Source organism: Dorea sp. MB18-49, assembly GCF_023669465.1.
GTDB classification, from domain to species: Bacteria; Bacillota; Clostridia; order Lachnospirales; family Lachnospiraceae; genus Dorea_A; species Dorea_A longicatena.
Window position 1 is genome coordinate 242,809 of record NZ_JAMOYX010000001.1, and the last position, 23,131, is coordinate 265,939.

Consider the following 23,131-nt stretch of genomic DNA (forward strand, 5'->3'; position numbering starts at 1 on the left):
GATGCTGCCACGGGCAAGTTCTACAGGTGGCAGATCCTGTAGAGTGGCTGAAGTTAAAAAAGATACTTTTGAAAGAATAGCAGGAGGAAGTAAGAATGAGTGAAGATGTAATACGTACAGGAAGAGATCTGGCGTATCAGGGAACGGTTTTAAAAGTATACAAGGATCATATGAAATTTTCAAATGGAAATACAGAAGAATGGGACTTTATTCATCATGACGGCGCTGCTGCAGTTATCCCGGTTATGGAGGATGGAAAGATCTTGATGGTAAAACAGTACCGAAATGCGTTGGAACGAGACACATTGGAAATTCCGGCTGGAAAACTGGATGATCCGAATGAAGAGGGGATTGTATGCGCAGCGAGAGAGCTAAAAGAAGAAACGGGATACAGTTCTGAAAATCTGGAATGGATACTTACAATTCGGACAACGGTTGCATTTTGCGATGAAAGAATCGAAGTTTTTGTCGCAAGAAATCTGATACCGGGAGAGCAAAGCCTTGATGAAGATGAATTTGTGGATGTAAAAGCTTATGAATTGGATGAGTTGAAACAGATGATTTTTGAAGGAAAGATACAGGATTCAAAAACTATGGCAGCAATCCTTGCATATGAATCAAAGTATCTGCACGGATAAAATCATATCCACCCAAAGAGCACATATAATAAGATATCTGAATCTGAAAAAAGGAGAATGATATGTGAAGATACAGACAAAACAAAAATATGTGCTTCTGGCTGGAATGACAGGATTTGTACTGGGAATATGCAGTGCGAATCTCTGGATGAAGGAGTATATACTCGACATTGGAATTTTTAATCAGTTTTTTCTGGAACAATATAACCGGTTAGAGATCGTATATGAGGAGTATTTCTGGTACCTGATAAAAAACAGAGGGGTATTTCTACTGATTCTTACGGCGGCAGCTGGAACAAGGTATAGAAAAAGTGCGGTGATATTAACAGTAATATGGCTGGGTTTTTGCGTTGGAATGGTGATCTGTACGGCCATTGCCAGACTTGGAATTAAAGGGATTGTCCTTTGCGTGATTGCTGTTATGCCACAGGGCGTATTCTATATTTTGTCCGGGATACTATTGTTTGAATATATGCTGGAATATCCTGTAGTCAGGTGGAATTCCGGAAAAACTATAAAACTGATAATGCTGGTGTTGTTGGGAATGATAACAGAATGTTATGTGAATCCTGTCATTATCAGAATGTTTCTGAAAACATTGTAGGTGATCTACAGGACCTGCCAATGGCAGCTCCTTACGAACGCATGGCGATAAAGATCGACACATAGTATGAAATGCAAACATACTGTGTGTCGATCTTTTTATGAAAAATTCTTTATGTAGATTACGAGACGAAGTATACAGCACAAAAACAAAAAGATCTGGCTGATCAGCAGACCTGTAAGATATCCGTTTATGCCCCATATAGGTATAAAAAGACATACACCTGCAATCCGTATGCAAAGACTTAAAAAGTTGATAATAAAAGAAAAAGTAGTTTTTCCCAAACCATTGATCATGCTAAGAAGAACCGTGTTAGTGTATAAAAACGGACAAATCCAGGAAAGCGTGAGAATAAAACTACCCGCAAGCGGACTTTTGAACAGAAAGATTCCAATCCATTTCCCGGATATTAGCAGGAAAATACAACAGAAACATCCAAGAAATATGCAGGAACAAGCGATTTTTGAAATGATAGCCTGAAGTCTGCGCTTCTCTTTCATTTCCTGAATTTCGGCCACTGTAGGAAGAAGCATGGAGGATACAGCGTTGGTAATAGCAGAAGGAAACAGAATACAAGGAAGTGCCATACCGGTCAGAACTCCATATACCTGCAAAGACAGAGAAGAAGACATTCCGGAATACTGAAGAAAAACGGGGATGGATACGGCTTCTATACTTTGCAGAATGTTCAATAATACCCGGCTGGCAGTAAGAGGAAAGGCGTGTCTGAAAAGCCTGGAAAGATGGATGCAGAAAGTACTTGCAGAAAGCAAATTCTGCACTTGTTTCGAAGCTGTGTGGTGTATAGAGTACAGGCAATAGCAAGATGCAAAGATCTCCCCCATAGCAAGACCAACAACGGCAAAAGAGATGGAAAGATCCAGCTGATGGCTGGTGCGGTAATAACAGAAAAGAAACACGAATAAAATACGGAATGTCTGTTCAAAAAGTTGGGAAACAGCAGGAATTTTTGTCTGCTTTAAGCCAAGCGAATAGCCGCAGATGCAGCTGTGGATTGAAGCAAAAGGAAACGTATAGGACAATAAAATCAGCAGTTCTTCGCATCTGGAATCATGGAGAAAAGAGATGGCGGTCATATGTGCATTGTGCTGTAAAAAAATGGTCAGAATACAGGAAAGAACAAATGTAAATATCAGGCCGGTTTTTAATAATTCTTTTGCTTTTTCCGGATGGCCTGCAGCATTTTCCTGTGCAACGCAGCGGGAAAGAGCAAGTTCGGTTCCAGCAGAGGAAAAAGAGATGCCAAGGGCATATACAGGAAATACAAGTTGATAAAGGCCTACATTTTCTTCGCCAAAGGTATGACCCAAAAAAATGCGATAGAAAAATCCCATAAAACGGGTGACAAAACTTGTAATGGTCAAAATAGCTGTTCCACGGATGAGAGCGCGCTTTCCGGACATAATCGGCTCCTTTATATATGAGAATTGTATCTTTATAAGTTATTCAAGAATAGTGCTTGACAGAACTAAAAAGCAGTGATATTCTACAGGAGTAAAAATCCTAGTAAAATACTGGGGATTAAAAAGAGGTGATAAGATGAAACTTTCCACGAAGGGTAGATATGGACTGCGTGCCATGATAGATCTTGCCAGATACAGTGAGAAAGAACCGGTGTCGATCGGAAGCGTGGCCGCAAGACAGGAAATTTCAGAACGCTATCTGGAACAGCTTGTTGCACTTCTGAAAAAGGCAGGGCTGGTGAAAAGTATTCGTGGAGCCTCTGGCGGATATGTACTGGCGAAAAAACCGTCGGAAATCTCTGTCGGAGATATCTTAAGAGCACTGGAGGGAAGTCTGGAGCCGGTCAAATGTGCGGCATTTGATACTACAACAGGAGAAGGCTGCATGGCATCGGACGGATGCGTGACAAAGTATGTATGGCAGAAGATTAATGACAGTATTAATGATACGGTGAATCAGATCATGCTGGATGAGCTGATACAGGAGAGTAAAAGCATTAATCCGGACGGAGAATGTGAAAATCCAAAGTGCAGCCAGTAATCGGCAGACAAAAATTCTGATAAACAAAAACATTACAGAATATACAAAGAAAATGGAGGAGATAAAATGAGTAAATTATTATATCTTGATAATGCAGCAACAACAAAGACAGCACCGGAAGTTGTAGAAGCAATGCTTCCGTATTTTACAGAAAAATTCGGAAATCCATCCAGTGTTTACAGCTTTGCCGCTGCAAACAAAGAAGTGATCAACCAGCAGAGAGATGCAATCGCTGAAATGATCGGTGCAAAATCAAATGAGATCTATTTTACAGGCGGTGGATCTGAATCTGATAACTGGGCTTTAAAATGTACAGCCGAAGCTTATGCGAACAAAGGTAACCATATCATTACAACAAAGATCGAGCATCATGCGATTCTTCATACAGCAGAGTATCTTGAAAAAAGAGGATTTGAGGTAACATACCTTGATGTAGATGAAGACGGAAAAGTAAAACTGGATGACTTAAAGGCAGCGATCCGTCCGACAACTATCCTGATCTCTGTTATGTTTGCAAATAACGAGATCGGTACCATCCAGCCAATCAAGGAAATCGGTGAGATCGCTCATGAACATGGCATTCTGTTCCATACCGATGCAGTACAGGCTTTCGGACAGCTTCCGATCAATGTAGATGAATGCCACATTGATATGTTAAGCGCCAGCGGACACAAGTTCAACGGACCAAAGGGAATCGGAATCATGTATATCCGTACGGGCGTAAAGATCCGTTCGTTTATCCATGGTGGAGCACAGGAGAGAAAGCGTCGTGCAGGTACAGAGAATGTTCCTGGAATCGTAGGAATCGGAACAGCAGCAAAACGTGCAGCAGCCAACATGGAAGAAAGAACAGCAAAAGAAAGAGAAGTCAGAGACTATCTGATCGACAGAGTGCTGAATGAAATTCCATACTGTCGTCTGAACGGACACAGAACAGACCGTCTTCCAAATAATGCAAACTTCAGCTTCCAGTTCGTAGAAGGTGAGTCGCTTCTGATCAAACTTGACATGAAAGGAATCTGTGGATCAAGCGGATCTGCATGCACATCCGGATCATTAGACCCATCACACGTTCTGCTTGCCATCGGTCTGCCTCATGAGATCGCTCACGGATCATTAAGACTGACATTGAACGAAGAAATTGAAAAAGAAGATATCGATTATGTTGTAGATAATCTGAAAGAGATCGTTGCGCACTTAAGAGAAATGTCTCCTCTGTATGAAGACTTCATTAAAAAACAGAAAAAACAGGGCGAGAAATAATTCAGATTGTGTACAGAACACATTCGGACAAAACAGTCAAAACATTTAGATAAAAAGACAAAAGGAGTAATTTAGATATGTATTCAGAAAAAGTAATGGATCATTTTGAACATCCAAGAAATGTAGGAGAAATTGAAAATGCCAGTGGCGTTGGAACCGTAGGAAATGCAAAATGTGGAGATATCATGAGAATTTACCTTGATATCGACGACAATCAGATCATCCGTGATGTAAAATTTAAAACATTCGGATGTGGTGCCGCAGTTGCAACAAGCAGTATGGCAACAGAGATGGTAAAAGGAAAGACAATCCAGGAAGCTATGGAAGTTACGAATAAAGCAGTTATGGAAGCTCTGGATGGACTTCCGCCGGTAAAAGTGCACTGCTCACTGCTTGCAGAGGAAGCAATCCACGCAGCTTTATGGGATTATGCAGAAAAGCATGATATCAAGATTGAAGGACTCAAGAAACCGAAGTCTGATATTCACGAAGGTGAAGAGGCGGAAGAGGAAGAATATTAAGCCGGAGAACTTTATATGGAAAAGAAAAAAGTTGTAGTCGGGATGTCCGGAGGGGTTGACTCCTCCGTGGCAGCCTGGCTTTTAAAAAATCAGGGATATGATGTAATAGGAGTCACGATGCAGATCTGGCAGGATGAAGAAGAAGCCGCGATGGAAGAACATGGCGGCTGTTGTGGACTCAGTGCAGTGGATGATGCCAGAAGAGTGGCAGCAGCGCTGGATATTCCGTATTATGTCATGAATTTTAAAAAAGAATTTAAAGAAAATGTCATTGATTATTTTATCGATGATTATCTGCATGGCAGAACGCCGAACCCGTGTATCGCCTGTAACCGATATGTGAAATGGGAATCATTGTTAAAGCGAAGCCTTGATATTGGTGCGGAGTATATAGCAACGGGACATTATGCCAGGGTAGAGAAGCTGTCGAATGGAAGATATGCAATCCGTAATTCTGCGACTGCGGCAAAAGATCAGACATATGCACTTTATAACCTTACACAGGATCAGCTTTCGAAGACACTGATGCCGGTTGGAGAATATACAAAAGATCAGATCCGTGCAATGGCAGATGAAATAGGCCTTCTTGTTGCACATAAGCCGGACAGTCAGGATATCTGTTTTGTGTCAGATGGAGATTATGCGTCTTATATCGAAGAAAATTCAGATGCAAAGATTACGCCGGGTAATTTCGTGCTTTCGGATGGAACGGTTGTCGGAAAACATAAAGGAATCATTCATTATACGGTGGGACAGAGAAAAGGTCTGGGATTGTCTCTCGGACATCCGGTGTTCGTATTGGAGATCCGCCCGGAAACCAATGAAGTTGTAGTGGGATCAAATGAGGAATCTATGTCCCGTTATGTGCGCGCAGATCAGGTGAATTTCATGACGGTAGAAGATCTGACAGAGCCGAAAAGAGTGTGGGCGAAGATTCGTTATAATCACAGAGGTGCATGGTGTACCGTTGAAAAGACGGGAGAAGATGAGATCCTCTGTACATTTGAAGAGCCGCAGAGAGCGATCACACCGGGACAGGCTGTCGTATTATATGACGGAGAATATGTACTTGGCGGCGGAACGATCATTGCGGATAAGTAGGAAACATAAAGAATATTGATAAAATACAAAATAAAGAGGAATAAGTTATGATACAGGCGGATATGCATATGCACACATGGTTTTCAACGGATTCCGAAGCCTGTCCACGCGATATGGCGGATGAGGCAGTCAGAAAAGGGTTGAAAACCATTTGCTTTACGGATCATTTTGACAAGGATGATCTGGAATGGGGAGAAGAAGGTATCTTTGATGTGGATGCTTATTTTGTGGAAATGCAGAAACTTCAGGAAGAATATGCAGGAAAACTGAATATCAGGATTGGAATAGAACTGGGACTTAGGACATATCTGAAAGATTATTATGAAGAACTGACGAAGAAATATCCGTTTGATTTCGTGATTGGATCGGTTCACAATGTTCCGTATAAGAAAGATGCGGAAGGGAACATATTATATACTGATCCTGCGGCAGAAAAGCTTTTTACAGACCGTACTGACAAAGAGGCGTACCGTCTGATGATGGAGACAACGCTGGAAAATGTGAGAACTTCGGACTGCTTTCAGACACTTGGTCATCTGGATTATGTTGTAAGATATGGAAAATCAAGGGAAAAAGAATATTCGTATACAGATTATGCGGATATTATAGACGAGATTTTGAAACTATTGATTGAGAAGGAAAAGGGTCTGGAAGTGAATTCGGCCGGATTGAAGTATGGACTTCCGTTCGCACATCCACATCCGGATGTATTGAAGCGTTATCGTGAGCTTGGCGGTGAGATCATTACGATTGGAGCCGATGCACATAAACCTGAGCATATTGCGTATGATTTTGCAAAGGCAGAAGAAATTTTGAAGTCCTGTGGCTTTAAATATTATACAGAATTTTTTGAACAAAAGCCTGTTTTTAAGCAACTTATATAAAAATAGGAAAACCTCTTGAAATTTTGTATCAGATAAAGTACAATTATTAGCAGTTGAGAGGTCTTGATAGAGCTTCTAAAGGGCTTGAGAAAGATTTCACAATGTAGACTGCATAAGTAGTTAATAAACAAACTTTAGGAGGAATTAATCATGGCAGTAAAAGTAGCGATTAATGGATTTGGACGTATTGGACGTCTTGCATTCAGACAGATGTTCGGAGCAGAAGGATATGAAGTTGTAGCAATCAACGACTTAACATCTCCTAAGATGCTTGCACACCTGTTAAAATATGATTCTTCACAGGGAAAATACGCTTTAGCTGATACTGTAAAAGCAACAGATGATTCTATCATCGTTGATGGAAAAGAAATCAAAATCTATGCTAAAGCTAACGCTGAAGAACTTCCTTGGGGAGAGATTGGTGTAGACGTAGTTCTGGAGTGTACAGGATTCTATACATCTAAAGAAAAAGCATCTGCTCATATCAAAGCAGGAGCAAGAAAAGTTGTTATTTCCGCACCAGCTGGAAACGACCTGCCAACTATCGTATATAACGTAAACCACGAAACACTGAAACCAGAAGATACAGTAATTTCTGCAGCTTCTTGTACAACAAACTGCCTGGCTCCAATGGCAAAAGCTCTTAACGATCTTGCACCAATCGAGTCTGGTATCATGTGCACAATTCACGCTTACACAGGAGATCAGATGACTCTTGACGGACCACAGAGAAAAGGTGACCTCAGAAGATCTCGTGCAGCTGCAGTTAACATCGTACCTAACAGCACAGGTGCTGCAAAAGCAATCGGACTTGTTATCCCAGAACTGAACGGAAAGTTAATCGGATCTGCTCAGCGTGTACCAACACCTACAGGATCTACAACAATCCTTACAGCAGTTGTAAAAGGACATGTAACAGTTGATGAAATCAACGCAGCTATGAAAGCAGCTTCTACAGAGTCCTTCGGATACAACACAGATGAAATCGTATCTAGCGATATCGTTGGAATGAGATATGGTTCATTATTCGATGCTACTCAGACAATGGTACTTCCACTGGAAAACGGAACTACAGAAGTTCAGGTTGTTTCTTGGTATGACAATGAGAACTCATACACAAGCCAGATGGTAAGAACAATCAAATACTTCTCTGAATTAGCATAATTTAGAGCATGAATTAAGACTCACAAAGGGTCCGGTCTTATTGGGCCGGACCCTTTTTGCAGTTATAAAATATATAACCAGGAGGCAGTACTATGCTTAATAAAAAATCTGTAGATGACATTAACGTAAAAGGGAAAAAAGTACTTGTAAGATGTGACTTCAACGTTCCGCTTATCGATGGAAAGATTACAGACGAGAATCGTCTTGTTGCAGCACTTCCTACAATCAAAAAATTAATCGCTGATGGCGGAAAGGTTATCCTTTGCTCTCATCTTGGAAAGCCAAAGGGACAGCCGGTTCCAGAATTATCTCTTGCTCCTGTAGCAGTTCGCCTTTCAGAACTCCTTGGACAGGAAGTAAAATTTGCAGCTGATCCGGAAGTTGTTGGACCAAATGCGAAAGCAGCAGTAGCTGAGATGAAAGATGGAGATGTTATCCTCCTTGAAAACACACGTTACAGAGCAGAAGAGACAAAGAATGAAGATGCATTCAGTAAAGATCTCGCTTCTCTTTGCGACGTATTTGTTAACGATGCATTCGGAACAGCACACCGTGCACACTGCTCTAACGTAGGAGTTACAAAATACGTAGATACAGCAGTTGTTGGATACCTTATGCAGAAAGAAATTGATTTCCTTGGAAATGCAGTCAACAATCCGGAAAGACCATTCGTAGCAATCCTTGGCGGAGCAAAAGTTTCAAGCAAGATTTCTGTAATTGAGAACCTTCTTGACAAAGTAGATACTCTGATCATCGGTGGAGGAATGGCATATACATTTGCAAAAGCACAGGGCGGAACAGTCGGAAAATCCCTTCTGGAAGAAGATTACTGCCAGTATGCACTTGACATGATCGAAAAAGCAAAAGCCAAAGGTGTAAAACTTCTTCTTCCTGTAGATAACGTTGTCGGAGATGATTTCTCTAATGATGCAAATACTCAGGTAGTAAAAGCTGGAGAGATCCCAGAAGGATGGGAAGGACTCGACATCGGACCAGAGACAGCTAAGATCTTCAGCGATGCAGTAAAAGATGCTAAGACAGTTGTATGGAACGGACCAATGGGATGCTTCGAGATGCCTAAATTTGCAAAAGGAACAGAAACGGTTGCAAAAGCACTTGCAGACACAGACGCTGTAACAATCATCGGCGGAGGAGATTCTGCAGCAGCAGTTAACCAGCTGGGATATGGAGATAAGATGACACACATTTCAACAGGTGGTGGAGCTTCTCTTGAATTCCTTGAAGGAAAAGAACTCCCGGGTGTAGCAGCAGCTAACGATAAATAGAATAAGGAGATTTGGAAAGATGGCAAGAAAGAAAATCGTAGCCGGAAACTGGAAAATGAACAAAACTCCAAGTGAAGCAGTAGCTTTAGTTGAAGAATTAAAACCATTAGTAGCTAATGAAGATGTAGACGTAGTATTCTGCGTACCTGCAATCGACATTATCCCTGTAGCAGAGGCTGTAAAGGGAACAAATATCCAGGTTGGTGCTGAGAATATGTATTTTGAAGAAAGCGGAGCATATACAGGAGAAATCTCTCCGGCTATGCTTACAGATGCAGGAGTAAAATACGTTGTTCTTGGACACTCTGAAAGAAGAGAATACTTTGCAGAGACAAACGAGACAGTAAATAAGAAAATGCTGAAAGCTTTCGAGCATGGTATTACACCAATCATGTGCTGTGGAGAGACTCTGGAGCAGAGAGAACAGGGTGTAACAATGGACTTCATCCGTCAGCAGGTTAAAGTTGGATTCCAGAATGTAACAGCTGATCAGGCTAAGACAGCAGTGATCGCTTACGAGCCAATCTGGGCTATCGGAACAGGTAAGACAGCTACTACAGAGCAGGCTGAAGAAGTTTGCGCTGGTATTCGTGCATGCATCGCTGAAGTATATGATGAAGCTACAGCAGAAGCTATCCGTATCCAGTACGGCGGATCTGTAAACGCTGGAAATGCAGCAGAGTTATTCGCTCAGGCTGATATCGACGGCGGACTTGTAGGTGGAGCATCTCTGAAAGCTGATTTCGGAAAGATCGTAAACTACAAATAAGATTTAGAAAATCAGCCGCAGGAGGCTTTCGTTTGACTGCTTCCTGCGGTTTTATGCTGTAAAAGTGATATTTAAGACGAAAGGTGATATTAAAAATGAGTAAGAAACCAACAGTACTTATGATCTTAGACGGTTATGGACTGAATGAAAAGACAGAAGGTAATGCAATTGCTATGGCAAAAACACCTGTTATGGATAAACTGATGTCAGAATATCCATGTGTAAAAGGAAATGCCAGCGGACTTGCAGTAGGACTTCCGGACGGACAGATGGGTAACTCAGAAGTTGGCCATATGAATATGGGTGCCGGACGTATCATTTATCAGGAACTGACAAAGATCACAAAGGCAATTGAAGATGGTGTATTCTTTGAGAATAAAGCACTTCTGGCTGCATGTGAGAATGCCAAGAAGAATGATTCTGCACTGCACCTGATGGGGCTGGTATCTGACGGTGGTGTTCACAGCCACATCGGACATATTTTCGGCCTTCTGGAACTGGCTAAGAGACAGGGACTTGAGAAAGTATACGTTCACTGCTTCCTTGACGGTCGTGATACACCACCGGCTTCAGGAAAAGAGTATGTAGAGCAGTTAGAAGCTAAGATGAAAGAAATCGGCGTAGGAGAGGTTGCAAGTGTTTCCGGACGTTATTATGCAATGGACCGTGATAACCGCTGGGATCGTGTAGAAAAGGCCTACAAGGCACTTTCAGCAGGCGAAGGCGAGACAGCTGCTTCTGCTACAGAGGGAATCCAGGCTTCTTATGATGCAGATGTAACGGATGAGTTCGTTGTACCATTTGTAGTAACAAAGGACGGCGCACCGGTTGCAACGATCAAAGAAAATGATTCGGTAGTATTCTTCAACTTCCGTCCGGACAGAGCAAGAGAGCTTACAAGAACCTTCTGTGACGACAACTTTGACGGATTTGAAAGAGGAAACAGAATCACGACAACATTTGTATGCTTTACAGAATATGACGCTACAATCGAGAATAAAAAGGTTGCATTCGTAAAAGAAGAGATCACCAATACATTTGGTGAATTCCTCGCAAAGAATGGCAAAAAACAGGCGCGTATCGCTGAGACAGAGAAGTATGCACATGTAACATTCTTCTTTAACGGCGGTGTAGAGGAACCGAATGAAGGGGAAGACAGAATCCTTGTAAAATCTCCTAAGGTTGCTACTTATGATCTGAAACCGGAGATGAGCGCATATGAAGTATGTGACAAACTGGTTGCAGCAATCAAATCAGACGAATATGATGTGATCGTGATCAACTTTGCGAACCCTGATATGGTAGGCCATACAGGTGTAATCGAAGCTGCTGTAAAGGCGATTGAAGCAGTTGACGAGTGTGTAGGAATGGCTTACGAAGCATTAAAAGAAGCTGACGGACAGATGTTCATCTGTGCGGATCACGGTAATGCAGAGTACATGATCGATGAAGAGACAAAAGAGCCATTTACAGCACATACAACCAATCCTGTACCATTCATCCTTGTAAATGCAGATCCTGCATACAAGTTGAAAGAAGACGGATGCCTGGCAGATATTGCACCTACACTGATCGAACTGATGGGTATGGAACAGCCGGCTGAGATGACTGGAACATCACTTCTTGTGAAATAATACAAACATATTCAACGTATGTTATATACTATAATGAACAGATTGTGGAAAATGTAAAAGCGTATTTTCTACAATCTGTTCTGTATTTATCAGTATAATTATAAAAGGAACATCATGAGGAGAACGACATGAAGATTGTTATTGTAGAAGATGATCCGGGTATCCGAAAGGAATTAAAACAGCTCCTGGAAAATGCTTTTTATGAAGCAGAGATAATCGAAGAATTTAAAGATACGGCAGAGCAGATATGCAGCATGATACCGGCACCGGATCTGGTACTCCTGGATTGGAATCTTCCGGGGGAAAGCGGCTTTGACATCTGTACGAAGCTGAAAGAACATTCAGATATTCCAATCATATTTCTGACCAGCCGGACAGATTCCATGGATGAACTGACCGGAATCTTGAAAGGGGCAGATGATTATATCACGAAACCGTTCAATCCACCGATTCTGCTGGCAAGAATAGGCGTAGTACTAAAAAGAACTACTGATAAAAATGCAGAGAAATCAAGGGGTAATGCCTTGAACATGGAATATAAAGGTGTAATCCTAAATGTTGTGGGAGGCTGCATAGAGCATGAAGGAAAAAAGACGGATCTTACGAAAAATGAGTTGAAGATCCTGCATCTTCTATATCAGAAAAAGGGTGAGATTGTTCCGAGACTGGATATGATCGAATACCTGTGGGACAATGAAGTCTTCATAGATGACAATACATTAAGTGTGAATGTTACAAGACTCAGAGGAAAACTGGCTGACATCGGAGTGACGGATTTCATTGAGACAAAACGGGGAATGGGGTACCGCATATGAGATTTTCGGAATATATAAAAGATAAGATTCTAATATGTCTGCTGCACCTCCTGTGTATGATATTACTGATGGGGTTCTTCTATATTACAGGGTATAACAGAAACGCAGCTGCACTGATTCTCATTTTCTGGTGGATCATCCTTGGGATATGGATTGTGACAGGATATTATCGCAGGAAGAAATATTTTGACAGGGCAGAACATATTCTGGAAAATGTAGATCAGAGATATCTGCTTGGAGAATTGCTGCCAGCTTCACCATATCTGGAAGATCGGATCTACCGGGAGTTGATCAGACGATCGAATAAATCTGTGATCGAACGGATCCGTATGCTTGAAGATGAACAGAATGATTATCGGGATTATATCGAAAGCTGGGTGCATGAGATCAAAGCACCGATTACCAGTATCCAGCTTGTGTGTGAGAATCATAAAGACGAAGTGACCAGACAGATCAGTCTTGAGAATCAACGGATTGAAAATGACGTAGATATGGTTCTGTATTATGCCAGAATGGAAAAGGTATACAAAGACTATATGATTGAAGAGACAGACCTTGGGAAGGCGGCTTCTGAAATTTTGATAAAAAATAAGTATTATCTAATTAGTAACGGAGTGCGCGGGGAAGTGGAGTGCCCTGATCTTGCGTATACCGATAAAAAGTGGATCCTTTTTATACTGAACCAGCTTATGCTGAACAGTGTGAAATATAAAAGTGAGAATCCAAAGGTCCATCCGTATATTCATATTTACACGGAAAGGTACGGTCATGGTGTCCGGCTGATCGTAGAAGATAACGGAACCGGAATACGGGAAGAAGAGATGTCCAGAATCTTTGAAAAAGGTTTTACCGGTTCCAATGGAAGAAATGGTAAGAAATCTACGGGGATGGGTCTTTATCTGTGCAGACGGCTGTGTGAAAAGCTTGGAATTGCCATCGAGGCGGAATCTGTCCGTGGTGAAGGCACGAAGATGATCCTTACATTTCCGGTCAGCAGTTATCTTTCAAAAATGTAAGATAACTGAAAGATACATCGATACATCTTTCTGGTCCGGACGGGTAAAGTAGAGATGAAAAAGAGTATTACAAAAAGACCGGAAAGGATGATATGGATGAGAAGAATAAGAAAGCATGGCAAGACAACAGAGAAAAAAACAGACAGAATCCTGGCAGGAGGCAGAATCCCGGATGGAGAGATCCGGGTGTGTGATGTGGAAAAATATTACGGAAGTGATACGAACATCACCAAAGCGGTAGACAGGGTAAGCTTTTGCGTCCAAAAAGGAGAATTTGTGGGAATCATGGGAGCATCGGGTTCCGGAAAGACAACACTTTTGAATATGCTGTCTACGATTGACCGTGTGACTGCAGGGCATATATACTACGGAGAAACGGATATTACAGAGTTGAGTGATGAGGCACTGGCGGAATTTCGGAAAGACAATCTTGGATTCATATTTCAGGATTACAACTTGTTAGATACACTTACGATAGAAGAGAATATTGTGCTGGCAATGACGCTGCACAGCAAGAGTAAAAGAGAGATCCAAGAGAAATGTGATCACATATTGAAGCTGCTTGATATCGAAGAAATCCGGGATAAATTCCCCTATCAGGTATCCGGTGGCCAGAAGCAGCGTTGTGCCTGTGCCAGAGCGATGATTCATCGTCCGAAACTGATCCTCGCAGATGAGCCGACCGGTGCGCTGGATTCCAGAGCGGCACAGATGCTGCTCGAAACATTCCGCAAGATGAATCATGATATGCACTCTACGATCCTCATGGTTACACATGATGCGTTTTCAGCCAGCTACTGCAGCCGTATTCTTTTCCTGAAAGATGGAAAGATATTCCATGAACTGGTAAGAGGAGTGGAAGAAAGGCGGGAATTTCTGAATAAGATCCTGGATGTATTATCTCTGACAGGAGGTGAACTGTCAGATGTTCGGTAAGCTTGCACTGCGCAATGTCAGACGTTCCGCCAGAGATTATCTGGTGTATGTGCTGACGATGACATTTGTGGTATCATTGATGTTTGCATTTAACAGTATCATTTTTTCGAAGGATCTTCAGAAAATGTATGAAATGGCAGCGATAATGGCAGCGATGATCGGTATTGCCACATTCTTTATTGTACTGATCGTTGCATGGCTGATCAATTATATGGTACGGTTCATGCTGGAAAAAAGGAGCCGTGAATTCGGTATCTATCTGTTGATCGGAATGAATAAAAAGGAAGTGTCCGGGCTTTATATGAAAGAAAATCTGCTGCTCGGTGTGTGTTCCTTTGTGATAGGACTGAGCCTTGGAATGTTGCTTCAGCAGGTGCTGCTCGTTGTCCTTTATAGTGTCATACAGGTGGAACTAAGACCCCATCTGGAATTCAATGGATATTGTTTCCTTATGACTGTGTGCTGCTTTGCAGGATGTTATCTGCTGGCACTGTTCCGGTGCAGCCGGAAATTCCGCAAGATGAACATTCATGATCTGATGAGAGAAAATCAGAAGAATGAGGAATTAAAAGAAAAGAATGAAAAAATAAAGCGGTTATTACTGCCGTTTTCCATTCTGTTCATCTTTGCGTTCGGTGTCTGGATACTGAGCGGAAATATACAGTCGCCGGGAGGGGCAGCAGTATTTCTGACGGGTCTGTTTATTACAATGTATGTGTTTTATACAGGGCTTTCCGCATGGATCATCTGCTATGTGAAGAAAAAAGGAAATGCGGTCTACCGGGGGCAGAATCTGTTCCTGCTGCGTCAGTTTGCATCTAAATTGAAAACGATGCGGTTTACCATGGGAACACTTACGGTGCTTTTTATGGTCGCATTTCTGGGGTGCTCGGTTGCATTAATGTTTACGGACTGGCAGAATCAGGTTTTAGAGATGAAATTTCCATTTGATGTACAGGTGAACAGTCAGAATCCGGAATATGATTTTGCAAAGGAATTGGATATTGTCGGAGAAGAAGCAGGTGTAAAGGATTCGTGCGTGTACCGTATTTATGAAAATCATACGAACACAATGAATACATGGCTGTATACGCATCTGCGGTATTTTGGAGATGAGTACCGCAGAGAAGACGGAACACCGGATGAGAAAAAGATACGTAAAGGTTCCGATGATGATGCATATTGCAGATATGATACATATATGGGGCTGAGTGATTACAATCATCTGAGAAAAATGCTGGGATATTCCACGGAAACGCTTGAAAAAAATGAATATATCCTTCAGATGAAGCAAAGAGTATATAAGGAAACCGGAGATTTTACGGATGACGTGAAGCTTCAGGACCGAGGAGAGACACTGACCTGTAGGAAGATCTGCACCGAATCATTTTCGCAGGACGGACATAACGGCGGCGATTATATCATCGTTGTGCCGGATGAACGGATACAGCAGATGACACCGTACTATTCGGAACTTGCGGTAAGTGTGAAGAAAAAAGTACCGGATAACCTGCAGAATAAGCTGGATGATCTGTCAGATAAACATGATTATGCCGGTCATACATACATGGAAGAAGACGATGATAATGTATGTTATGGTACGGATACCATTGTCACATATGCTGCGGTGAATCTTGTGCGGGAAAATGCATCGGCTGAGGTCAGATATATGATGAGTTGCATCACATTCCCATGTATGTATATCGGGCTGGTATTTTTGTGTATTGCATTGACGGTGCTATCGGTACAACAGCTGAGCGATTCGGCAAAATATAGGTTCCGCTACCAGGTGCTTTCGAAAATCGGCCTTGGAAGACGCGAGATCCAACAGACCGTATTCCGTCAGCTGTCCGGGTATTATCTGTGTCCGGCAATCCTTTCGGCAGTGATCAGCGGGATCATAGCGGTGTATATGGGTGCCGGATTTAACTTTTATACAGGAGTCAGTACACCGGTGTTACAGTATTTTGCAATTTCATTCGCCCTGTTCTTTGGCGTATATGTAGTTTATTTTGGAGCGACCTATGTCGGATTTATCAGAAATATCGAAGAATGAAAATGGAGAGGGAAGTATGAGTAGAAATGCAATAAAATATCTGGCAATGGCAGCTATGTTCTGTAATCATTTTGCCTATATATTTTTAAAAGAAGGCAGTACAGGGCAGGAAGTTATGGTTGATATCGGGTATTTTACAGCCATTACTATGTGCTATTTCCTTGTGGAAGGATATCATTACACAAGATCTGTAAAGAACTATGCACTGCGGCTGCTTGTATTTGGGATCCTTTCACAGATCCCCTTCATGCTGGCATTGAAACAGACGAACCTGAACATGATGTTCAGCCTTCTTCTATGTCTGGGAGTGGTGTGGGTTGCAGATCACGTAAAACATAAAGGGGAGAAAATGCTATGGCTGTGCGTGCTGGTAATCTGTTCGCTCTGGACGGACTGGGCACTTCTGGCACCGGTATTTACGATGCTGTTTGCAAATGCATATGGGGACAGGAAAAAAGTATCACTGGCATATGGAAAAGCAGTGGGACTCTTCTTTCTGTTGAATGTGTTGTCATACAGGGCGGACTGCGGGCTGGAGAGTGCGCTCATACATTCTGCATGTGCCTGTATCGGGCCGGCAGCATCGGGAGTGGTTATACAGTGTATGTATAATAAAGCAGATAAAACAGCACACGGCTGGGAAAAATGGTTTTTCTACGGATTTTATCCGGTGCATCTTCTGCTTCTCTGGATGATACAGTTTGCAAAAGTATAGAGGGAACGGTTATAATAATACCGGGGGTGTGACGAATGCGGAAAAAACGCAGAAGGACAGCTCCGGTATTTTTTGAAGCAGGCAGGTAGAGAATATGGAAAAAGAAAAGCTTGATAAAATGTATGATATCTGTTTCTTTGATCTGGATGGCACGATCATCGATTCTTCACCGGGAATTACGAATTCGGTGATGTATGCGCTGGAGAAATTCGGAATCGAAGAGACCGAACGGGAAAAATTATATAAATTCATCGGTCCGCCGCTTACCGATTCGTTCGCCAGATTCTATGGATTTGACGATGAGAAAAGCTGGAAGGCGGTGGAGTATTACAGGGAATATTATCAGGATACGGGGATTTTTGAGTGTTCGGTGTATCCCGGATTTGAAAAATCATTAAAGGCATTGAAGGCAGCAGGAAAAAGACTTTTTGTCGCGACGTCCAAACCGGAAGTATATGCGAGAAGGATCATTGAACATTTTGACCTGGATCAATATTTTGAATATGTGGCAGGTATGGAACTGGACGGAGGCAGAGGCAGTAAGGCAGAGGTGATCGGATATCTGATCGATACCTGCCGGATGCAGGATAAGAAGAGGATACTGATGATCGGTGACCGTGAACATGATGTGCTTGGGGCAAAGCAGGAAGGGCTTGACTGTATGGGGGTATTATACGGATTCGGCAACCGTGAAGAACTGGAAAAAGCGGGCGCAGTATACGTTGCCGGGACGCCGGAAGACATTGCCGGGATCATCTTGAAATAATGCGGTAATCCTGCATTTTGTGAAAAATGTAAAAATATGGGTGCCAATACTTGACAAAAGAAGAAGTAGTTGTTATTATAAAAAAACAGAACGCACTCTGTTTTTTATAAATGATAGAAAAGAGGTGCAATATGCAAAGAGTATTTTCATTGTTGGTAGACAATAATCCCGGTGTATTAAGCCGTGTATCCGGACTGTTCAGCAGACGAGGATACAGTATCGACAGTATAACTGCCGGAGTTACGGCAGATCCGAGATTTACCAGAATTACCATTGTGGCCAGCGGAGATGAGCTGATCTTATCGCAAATCGAAAAGCAGGTCAGAAAGCTGGAAGATGTCATTGAGATCAAAGTACTTCAGCCGGAAGATTCGGTATATCGTGAACTGATCATGGTGAAAGTTCGGGCGAATAAGACGGAGAGAACGGAGATCATATCTGTGGCGGATATATTCCGCGCGAAGATTGTTGATGTAGAGAAGGATTCCCTGATGGTGGAACTGACAGGAAATGGTTCAAAAGTAGATGCGTTTCTGGAACTTCTGGAAGGTTACGAGATTCTTGAACTTGCAAGAACAGGTATTACCGGATTGCAGAGAGGAATCAAGGATGTAACAGTCATTGATCAGGAAGGAAACATCAACACATTATAATTGATATATTATAATGGACAAACAGTAACACATTTTAATCAGACATTAAACAGAGACGAGCCCGGTGGAAGGGCGACCCCTTGTTTAAGAAAATAAAAAATCATTTATTTTTTAGGAGGTATGCTATAATGGCAGCAAGAATTTTTTATCAGGAAGATTGTAATTTATCAGTATTAGAGGGACAGAAGATTGCTATCATCGGTTATGGTAGCCAGGGACATGCACATGCTCTGAACTTAAAAGAGTCTGGATGCGATGTTATCGTTGGTCTTTATGAAGGAAGTAAATCATGGGCAAAAGCTGAAGCTCAGGGATTCAAAGTATTCACAGCAGCTGAAGCAGCAAAACAGGCTGACATCATCATGATCCTGATCAACGATGAGTTACAGGCAGATATGTACAAGAAAGATATCGAACCAAACCTTGAAGAAGGTAACATGTTAATGTTCGCTCATGGTTTCAACATTCACTTTGGATGCATCAACCCACCAAAGAATGTAGATGTAACAATGATCGCTCCTAAGGCACCGGGACACACAGTAAGAAGTGAGTATCAGGCTGGAAAAGGAACACCTTGCCTTATCGCTGTAGAGCAGGATGCTACAGGAAAAGCTTGGGATCGTGCACTTGCATATGGTCTTGCAATCGGTGGAGCAAGAGCTGGTCTTCTTGAGACAACATTCAGAACAGAGACAGAGACAGACCTCTTCGGTGAGCAGGCAGTACTTTGCGGTGGTGTTTGTGCACTTATGCAGGCTGGTTTCGAGACACTTTGCGAAGCTGGATATGATCCAAGAAACGCTTACTTCGAGTGTATCCATGAGATGAAACTGATCGTAGACCTGATCTATCAGTCAGGATTCGCTGGAATGAGATACTCTATCTCTAACACAGCTGAATATGGTGACTATGTAACAGGACCTAAGATCGTTACAGCTGAGACAAAGAAAGCTATGAAACAGATTCTGACAGACATCCAGGACGGAACATTTGCAAAAGACTTCTTATTAGACATGTCTCCAGCAGGACGTCAGGTACACTTCAAAGCTATGAGAAAACTTGCTTCAGAACATCCATCAGAGAAAGTCGGAGCAGAGATCAGAAAGCTCTACAGCTGGAATGGAGAAGACAAACTGATCAACAACTAATCATCAGATTTGTTAGAATAAGAATACATACGAAAAGGGTACGGCGATTGCTGTATCCTTTTTCTAGTTAATTCACTAAGCTGGTTATCCGGAGCGAACTGTTTGAGCCCCGTAGGGGTGAGTTTGAGCGGAGTGGCTTTTGCCCTTAGGGAAGGCGGACTGCCTTAGAACTTCTGCATTGTGACATCCAGCAACAAACAGAATACCAAGTCTTTCTCGTGGACTGAGAGGCCGCGATGATGAATTAAATAGAAAAAAACCCAGATCATTGACGGGATGATCCGGGTTCTAAAAATTTTGCAACTCGAGTTTAATCTCTATTATTAAGCAATTCCGTTAACAGCTTTTGTCAGACGGGAAATCTTTCTAGAGCATGTGTTTTTGTGGTAAACACCCTTGCTTCCAGCTTTGTTGATTTCAACGATTGCAACTTTTAATGCGTCTGCAGCAGCAGCGGCATCTTTGTTAGCTACAGCTGTTTCAACTTTCTTTACGCAAGTTTTTACTTTAGACTTGATTGCTTTGTTTCTAGCAGCTTTTGTTTCGTTTACTAAAATTCTTTTCTTTGCAGATTTGATATTAGCCAATTTGTCCACCTCCGATAACAATGTATTTCGATTTTTTTAATTCGATTTCCAGTTCGTTAGAGCCGGACACGGACGATCTAACGAAACATACGAATTTATTTTAGGGCATGAATTGGAATCTGTCAATACATATTTCTGAAAATATTGGAAAAACTAGCATTAATTTGAGAAAGGATGGATAAAAATGATGGTGGAGAAGTATAAGATACGGACGGATCTTGCGATGGAACAGAAAGAACGGTTTGAATCGGATCATGTGGAAGTATCAGGTGTCGTTCTGGAAGAGGAGTATGATGAAGAAAAGGAGATTAAGATCACAACGGTCAGGATTGAAACGGAAAATGGGGCGAAGTCGATGGGAAAACCTGTGGGAACATATCTGACACTGGAAGCGCCGAATATGGCAGCTGCAGATGAAGGGTATCACAGGGAAATATCGGAGACATTGGCAGATTTTTTGGAAAAATATATGAAAGATACGGAAGAAAATCAGGAAAAAGGATATTCGGTACTTGTTGTAGGCCTTGGCAATCGTGAAGTGACACCGGATGCACTGGGACCGTATGTGGTGGATCAGTTGAATGTTACCAGACATATTGTGCAGGAATATGGAAGGTATGCAGTGGGAAAAGGCGGAAGCAGGATTGTAAGTGCGATCGTTCCGGGAGTGATGGCACAGACCGGGATGGAGTCTGCAGAAATTATACGGGGAATAGTAAATGAGACAACCCCTGATCTGATTATGGTAATTGATGCACTGGCAGCAAGAAGTACCAAAAGACTGAACCGGACAATACAGATTTCTGATGCGGGAATTTATCCGGGAGCAGGGGTTGGAAATCACCGAAGTGAGATTACAAAAGATACGATGGGAATTCCGGTCATTGCAATCGGAGTGCCGACAGTTGTGGATGCGGCAACCATTGTGAATGATACAATGGAGAACTTTATTACGGCACTGGAAACATCAGAAACATTAAAAGGGGTGGGAGTGGTATTGCAGGGATATAATTCCGCAGAGAAATATGAACTGGTAAAGGAATTGATTGCTCCGCATCTGAATGGTATGTTTGTGACACCAAAAGATATTGATGATACAGTAAGACGAATCAGTTATACAATTTCAGAAGCAATGAATATGCTTTTTGCGGGGAAAGAAAAAATAATGCAGTCATAACATTTACAATATTGCCATAATTATAGTAAGAACTAAGATATCGTAAAAATCAGTAAACGGCAGAGGTGTTAAAAATGTGAAAAAGAAAGACAGGCAGAGAATGTTGGAAAAATATATGAAGTGTGCAGCCTGGGGCAGTGCTGGAATACTTCTGACCTGTTTCATAAGAGGTCATGTAATAAAAGAAAATGGAACAGTACGAGAACTGAAAATATCATTCCTGGAAAAAGAAAAAGAGGTCATTGCAGATTGTGCTGTCGGAAATATAATGACGACACTGACTTATACATCGGAAAAAGACCATGTCGGAGGTCCTGCAGAGGATGTGACACAGACAGTGATGAAATTGTTCCCGATTGGAACCTATCTGTCAGCGGAAAAAGAGGATACTATCGCCGAAGATTCCCAGACCTATGCCATGATATTAGAAAAGCAGGCAAATGATGAAAATGCCGTGGATGAAAATGGAAAGCTCATTACGCAGGAGCAAAGTGTCACGCAGCAGGAGATGGTGAAGATACCGGAGGCTAAAGTAGACATATCCATGGATAAATTAAGAGATTACGAATATCTGATGAGCCATTTTTACACAGTGGACAGCAGTACGATGGCGGATGCAAATCTGATCAATGCAGACCGGCTGCTTGGAAAGAATATGAAGCTGAATTCCAATTCTAATGAAGAGGCAGCCGGACCGAAGGTGCTGATCTATCATACACATTCCCAGGAGCAGTTTAAAGATTCTGTTCCGGGGGATGCGAATACATCGATTGTAGGTATGGGAACGTATCTGACAGATCTTTTGAATCAAAAGTATGGAATCGAGACGTATCATCACACAGGTGTTTATGATCTGGTAAATGGCAAACTGGACCGCAGCAAAGCATATCAGCTTGCGGAACCGGATGTGCAGAAGATATTAAAAGATAATCCAAGCATAGAAGTGGTGATCGACCTCCACCGGGACGGTGTGGCGGAAGGGACACATCTTGTGACAGAGGTGGATGGCAGACAGACGGCGCAGATCATGTTCTTCAACGGACTCAGCAGAACGCGGGCAAATGGAAATATCAGTTATCTTCCGAATCCATATCTGGAAGACAATCTGGCATTTTCCCTTCAGATGGAGATTGCAGCAGCCAAATATTATCCGGGATTTGCCAGACACATTTTCCTTCGGGCATACCGCTATAACATGCATTTCAAACCGAAGACACTTCTGGTCGAGGCAGGAGCACAGACGAATACAGTAGAAGAGATGCGAAATGCCATGGAACTTCTTGCAGAGCTTCTGCATCAGGTGCTGTCTTGATTCGAAAATATTTTTATGATAAGATATCCAAAGTATGGGAAAATCTGTATGATACTTGTGG

23 protein-coding genes are annotated in these 23,131 nt (G+C 42.1%); 21 read left to right on the forward strand and 2 right to left on the reverse strand.

From position 1 onward, the window contains the following. Nucleotides 1–95 precede the first annotated feature (95 nt). Nucleotides 96–638 (forward strand): NUDIX hydrolase, encoded by a 543-nt coding sequence (locus NCY30_RS01270; protein ID WP_006427608.1) that lies wholly within the window; start codon nucleotides 96–98, stop codon nucleotides 636–638. Nucleotides 639–702: 64 nt separating this feature from the next. Continuing rightward, nucleotides 703–1,242: a hypothetical protein gene (locus NCY30_RS01275; RefSeq protein WP_022414956.1), complete on the forward strand. Its 540-nt coding sequence runs from the start codon at nucleotides 703–705 to the stop codon at nucleotides 1,240–1,242. A 98-nt stretch (nucleotides 1,243–1,340) separates the two neighbouring features. On the opposite strand, the gene NCY30_RS15285 is transcribed toward NCY30_RS01275, so the two are convergent. Continuing rightward, nucleotides 1,341–2,666, reverse strand: a complete 1,326-nt coding sequence (locus NCY30_RS15285) for a polysaccharide biosynthesis protein (RefSeq protein ID WP_334303054.1) — start codon at nucleotides 2,664–2,666, stop codon at nucleotides 1,341–1,343. A gap of 136 nt (nucleotides 2,667–2,802) precedes the next feature. Between NCY30_RS15285 and NCY30_RS01285 the strand changes: the two genes are divergently transcribed. From NCY30_RS01285 to ilvC, 17 genes are all read left to right on the forward strand, one after another. Continuing rightward, on the forward strand, nucleotides 2,803–3,267 hold the full coding sequence (locus tag NCY30_RS01285; protein ID WP_006427604.1) for an RrF2 family transcriptional regulator: 465 nt from the start codon (nucleotides 2,803–2,805) through the stop codon (nucleotides 3,265–3,267). A gap of 66 nt (nucleotides 3,268–3,333) precedes the next feature. Next, on the forward strand, nucleotides 3,334–4,530 hold the full coding sequence (gene nifS, locus NCY30_RS01290) for a cysteine desulfurase NifS (RefSeq protein WP_161169985.1): 1,197 nt from the start codon (nucleotides 3,334–3,336) through the stop codon (nucleotides 4,528–4,530). A 77-nt stretch (nucleotides 4,531–4,607) separates the two neighbouring features. Continuing rightward, nucleotides 4,608–5,051, forward strand: a complete 444-nt coding sequence (nifU, locus tag NCY30_RS01295) for a Fe-S cluster assembly scaffold protein NifU (protein WP_006427601.1) — start codon at nucleotides 4,608–4,610, stop codon at nucleotides 5,049–5,051. A gap of 15 nt (nucleotides 5,052–5,066) precedes the next feature. Next, nucleotides 5,067–6,152 carry a tRNA 2-thiouridine(34) synthase MnmA gene (mnmA, locus tag NCY30_RS01300; RefSeq protein WP_055181892.1) on the forward strand — a complete coding sequence of 362 codons (1,086 nt, stop codon included), beginning with the start codon at nucleotides 5,067–5,069 and terminating at the stop codon, nucleotides 6,150–6,152. A 47-nt stretch (nucleotides 6,153–6,199) separates the two neighbouring features. Then, a complete protein-coding gene (locus tag NCY30_RS01305) occupies nucleotides 6,200–7,036 on the forward strand; it encodes a histidinol-phosphatase HisJ family protein (protein ID WP_055302822.1) in 837 nt (278 codons plus the stop codon). 150 nt (nucleotides 7,037–7,186) lie between these two features. Continuing rightward, nucleotides 7,187–8,200, forward strand: a complete 1,014-nt coding sequence (gene gap / locus NCY30_RS01310; RefSeq protein WP_006427597.1) for a type I glyceraldehyde-3-phosphate dehydrogenase — start codon at nucleotides 7,187–7,189, stop codon at nucleotides 8,198–8,200. Nucleotides 8,201–8,292: 92 nt separating this feature from the next. After that, nucleotides 8,293–9,486 (forward strand): phosphoglycerate kinase, encoded by a 1,194-nt coding sequence (locus tag NCY30_RS01315; RefSeq protein ID WP_006427596.1) that lies wholly within the window; start codon nucleotides 8,293–8,295, stop codon nucleotides 9,484–9,486. 19 nt (nucleotides 9,487–9,505) lie between these two features. After that, a complete protein-coding gene (tpiA, locus tag NCY30_RS01320) occupies nucleotides 9,506–10,255 on the forward strand; it encodes a triose-phosphate isomerase (RefSeq protein ID WP_006427595.1) in 750 nt (249 codons plus the stop codon). A 95-nt stretch (nucleotides 10,256–10,350) separates the two neighbouring features. After that, complete coding sequence (gene gpmI / locus NCY30_RS01325) at nucleotides 10,351–11,889, forward strand: 2,3-bisphosphoglycerate-independent phosphoglycerate mutase (protein ID WP_250818407.1); 1,539 nt, start codon at nucleotides 10,351–10,353, stop codon at nucleotides 11,887–11,889. A 128-nt stretch (nucleotides 11,890–12,017) separates the two neighbouring features. Next, the gene (locus tag NCY30_RS01330) at nucleotides 12,018–12,704 is read left to right on the forward strand and encodes a response regulator transcription factor (RefSeq protein ID WP_055193756.1); all 687 of its coding nucleotides are present in this window, start codon (nucleotides 12,018–12,020) and stop codon (nucleotides 12,702–12,704) included. Beyond that, nucleotides 12,701–13,720, forward strand: coding sequence for a sensor histidine kinase (locus NCY30_RS01335; RefSeq protein WP_161158834.1), 1,020 nt, complete (start codon nucleotides 12,701–12,703; stop codon nucleotides 13,718–13,720). The genes NCY30_RS01330 and NCY30_RS01335 overlap by 4 nt, the downstream gene beginning before the upstream one ends. A 96-nt stretch (nucleotides 13,721–13,816) precedes the next feature. Next, entirely contained in the window at nucleotides 13,817–14,656 is an 840-nt protein-coding gene (locus NCY30_RS01340; protein ID WP_022415546.1) for an ABC transporter ATP-binding protein, read from the forward strand. Next, complete coding sequence (locus tag NCY30_RS01345) at nucleotides 14,646–16,712, forward strand: ABC transporter permease (protein WP_250818408.1); 2,067 nt, start codon at nucleotides 14,646–14,648, stop codon at nucleotides 16,710–16,712. Before NCY30_RS01340 ends, NCY30_RS01345 begins: the two co-directional genes overlap by 11 nt. Nucleotides 16,713–16,728: 16 nt before the next feature. After that, nucleotides 16,729–17,427: a TraX family protein gene (locus NCY30_RS01350; protein ID WP_161143146.1), complete on the forward strand. Its 699-nt coding sequence runs from the start codon at nucleotides 16,729–16,731 to the stop codon at nucleotides 17,425–17,427. Nucleotides 17,428–17,521: 94 nt separating this feature from the next. After that, nucleotides 17,522–18,193, forward strand: a complete 672-nt coding sequence (locus NCY30_RS01355; protein ID WP_006427588.1) for an HAD family hydrolase — start codon at nucleotides 17,522–17,524, stop codon at nucleotides 18,191–18,193. A 131-nt stretch (nucleotides 18,194–18,324) separates the two neighbouring features. After that, the gene (gene ilvN, locus NCY30_RS01360; protein ID WP_022415542.1) at nucleotides 18,325–18,846 is read left to right on the forward strand and encodes an acetolactate synthase small subunit; all 522 of its coding nucleotides are present in this window, start codon (nucleotides 18,325–18,327) and stop codon (nucleotides 18,844–18,846) included. 128 nt (nucleotides 18,847–18,974) lie between these two features. Further along, a complete protein-coding gene (ilvC, locus tag NCY30_RS01365) occupies nucleotides 18,975–19,994 on the forward strand; it encodes a ketol-acid reductoisomerase (protein ID WP_055214036.1) in 1,020 nt (339 codons plus the stop codon). Between the two features lie 323 nt (nucleotides 19,995–20,317). Here ilvC and rpsT read toward each other — a convergent pair whose 3' ends face one another. Further along, nucleotides 20,318–20,581, reverse strand: a complete 264-nt coding sequence (rpsT, locus tag NCY30_RS01370; protein WP_022415540.1) for a 30S ribosomal protein S20 — start codon at nucleotides 20,579–20,581, stop codon at nucleotides 20,318–20,320. 187 nt (nucleotides 20,582–20,768) lie between these two features. Here rpsT and gpr point away from each other — a divergent pair, with 187 nt between their 5' ends. Both gpr and NCY30_RS01380 read left to right on the forward strand, forming a co-directional pair. Beyond that, nucleotides 20,769–21,758, forward strand: coding sequence for a GPR endopeptidase (gene gpr, locus NCY30_RS01375; protein ID WP_044920047.1), 990 nt, complete (start codon nucleotides 20,769–20,771; stop codon nucleotides 21,756–21,758). Nucleotides 21,759–21,858: 100 nt separating this feature from the next. Next, nucleotides 21,859–23,070, forward strand: coding sequence for a stage II sporulation protein P (locus NCY30_RS01380; protein ID WP_006427583.1), 1,212 nt, complete (start codon nucleotides 21,859–21,861; stop codon nucleotides 23,068–23,070). Nucleotides 23,071–23,131: the final 61 nt, after the last annotated feature.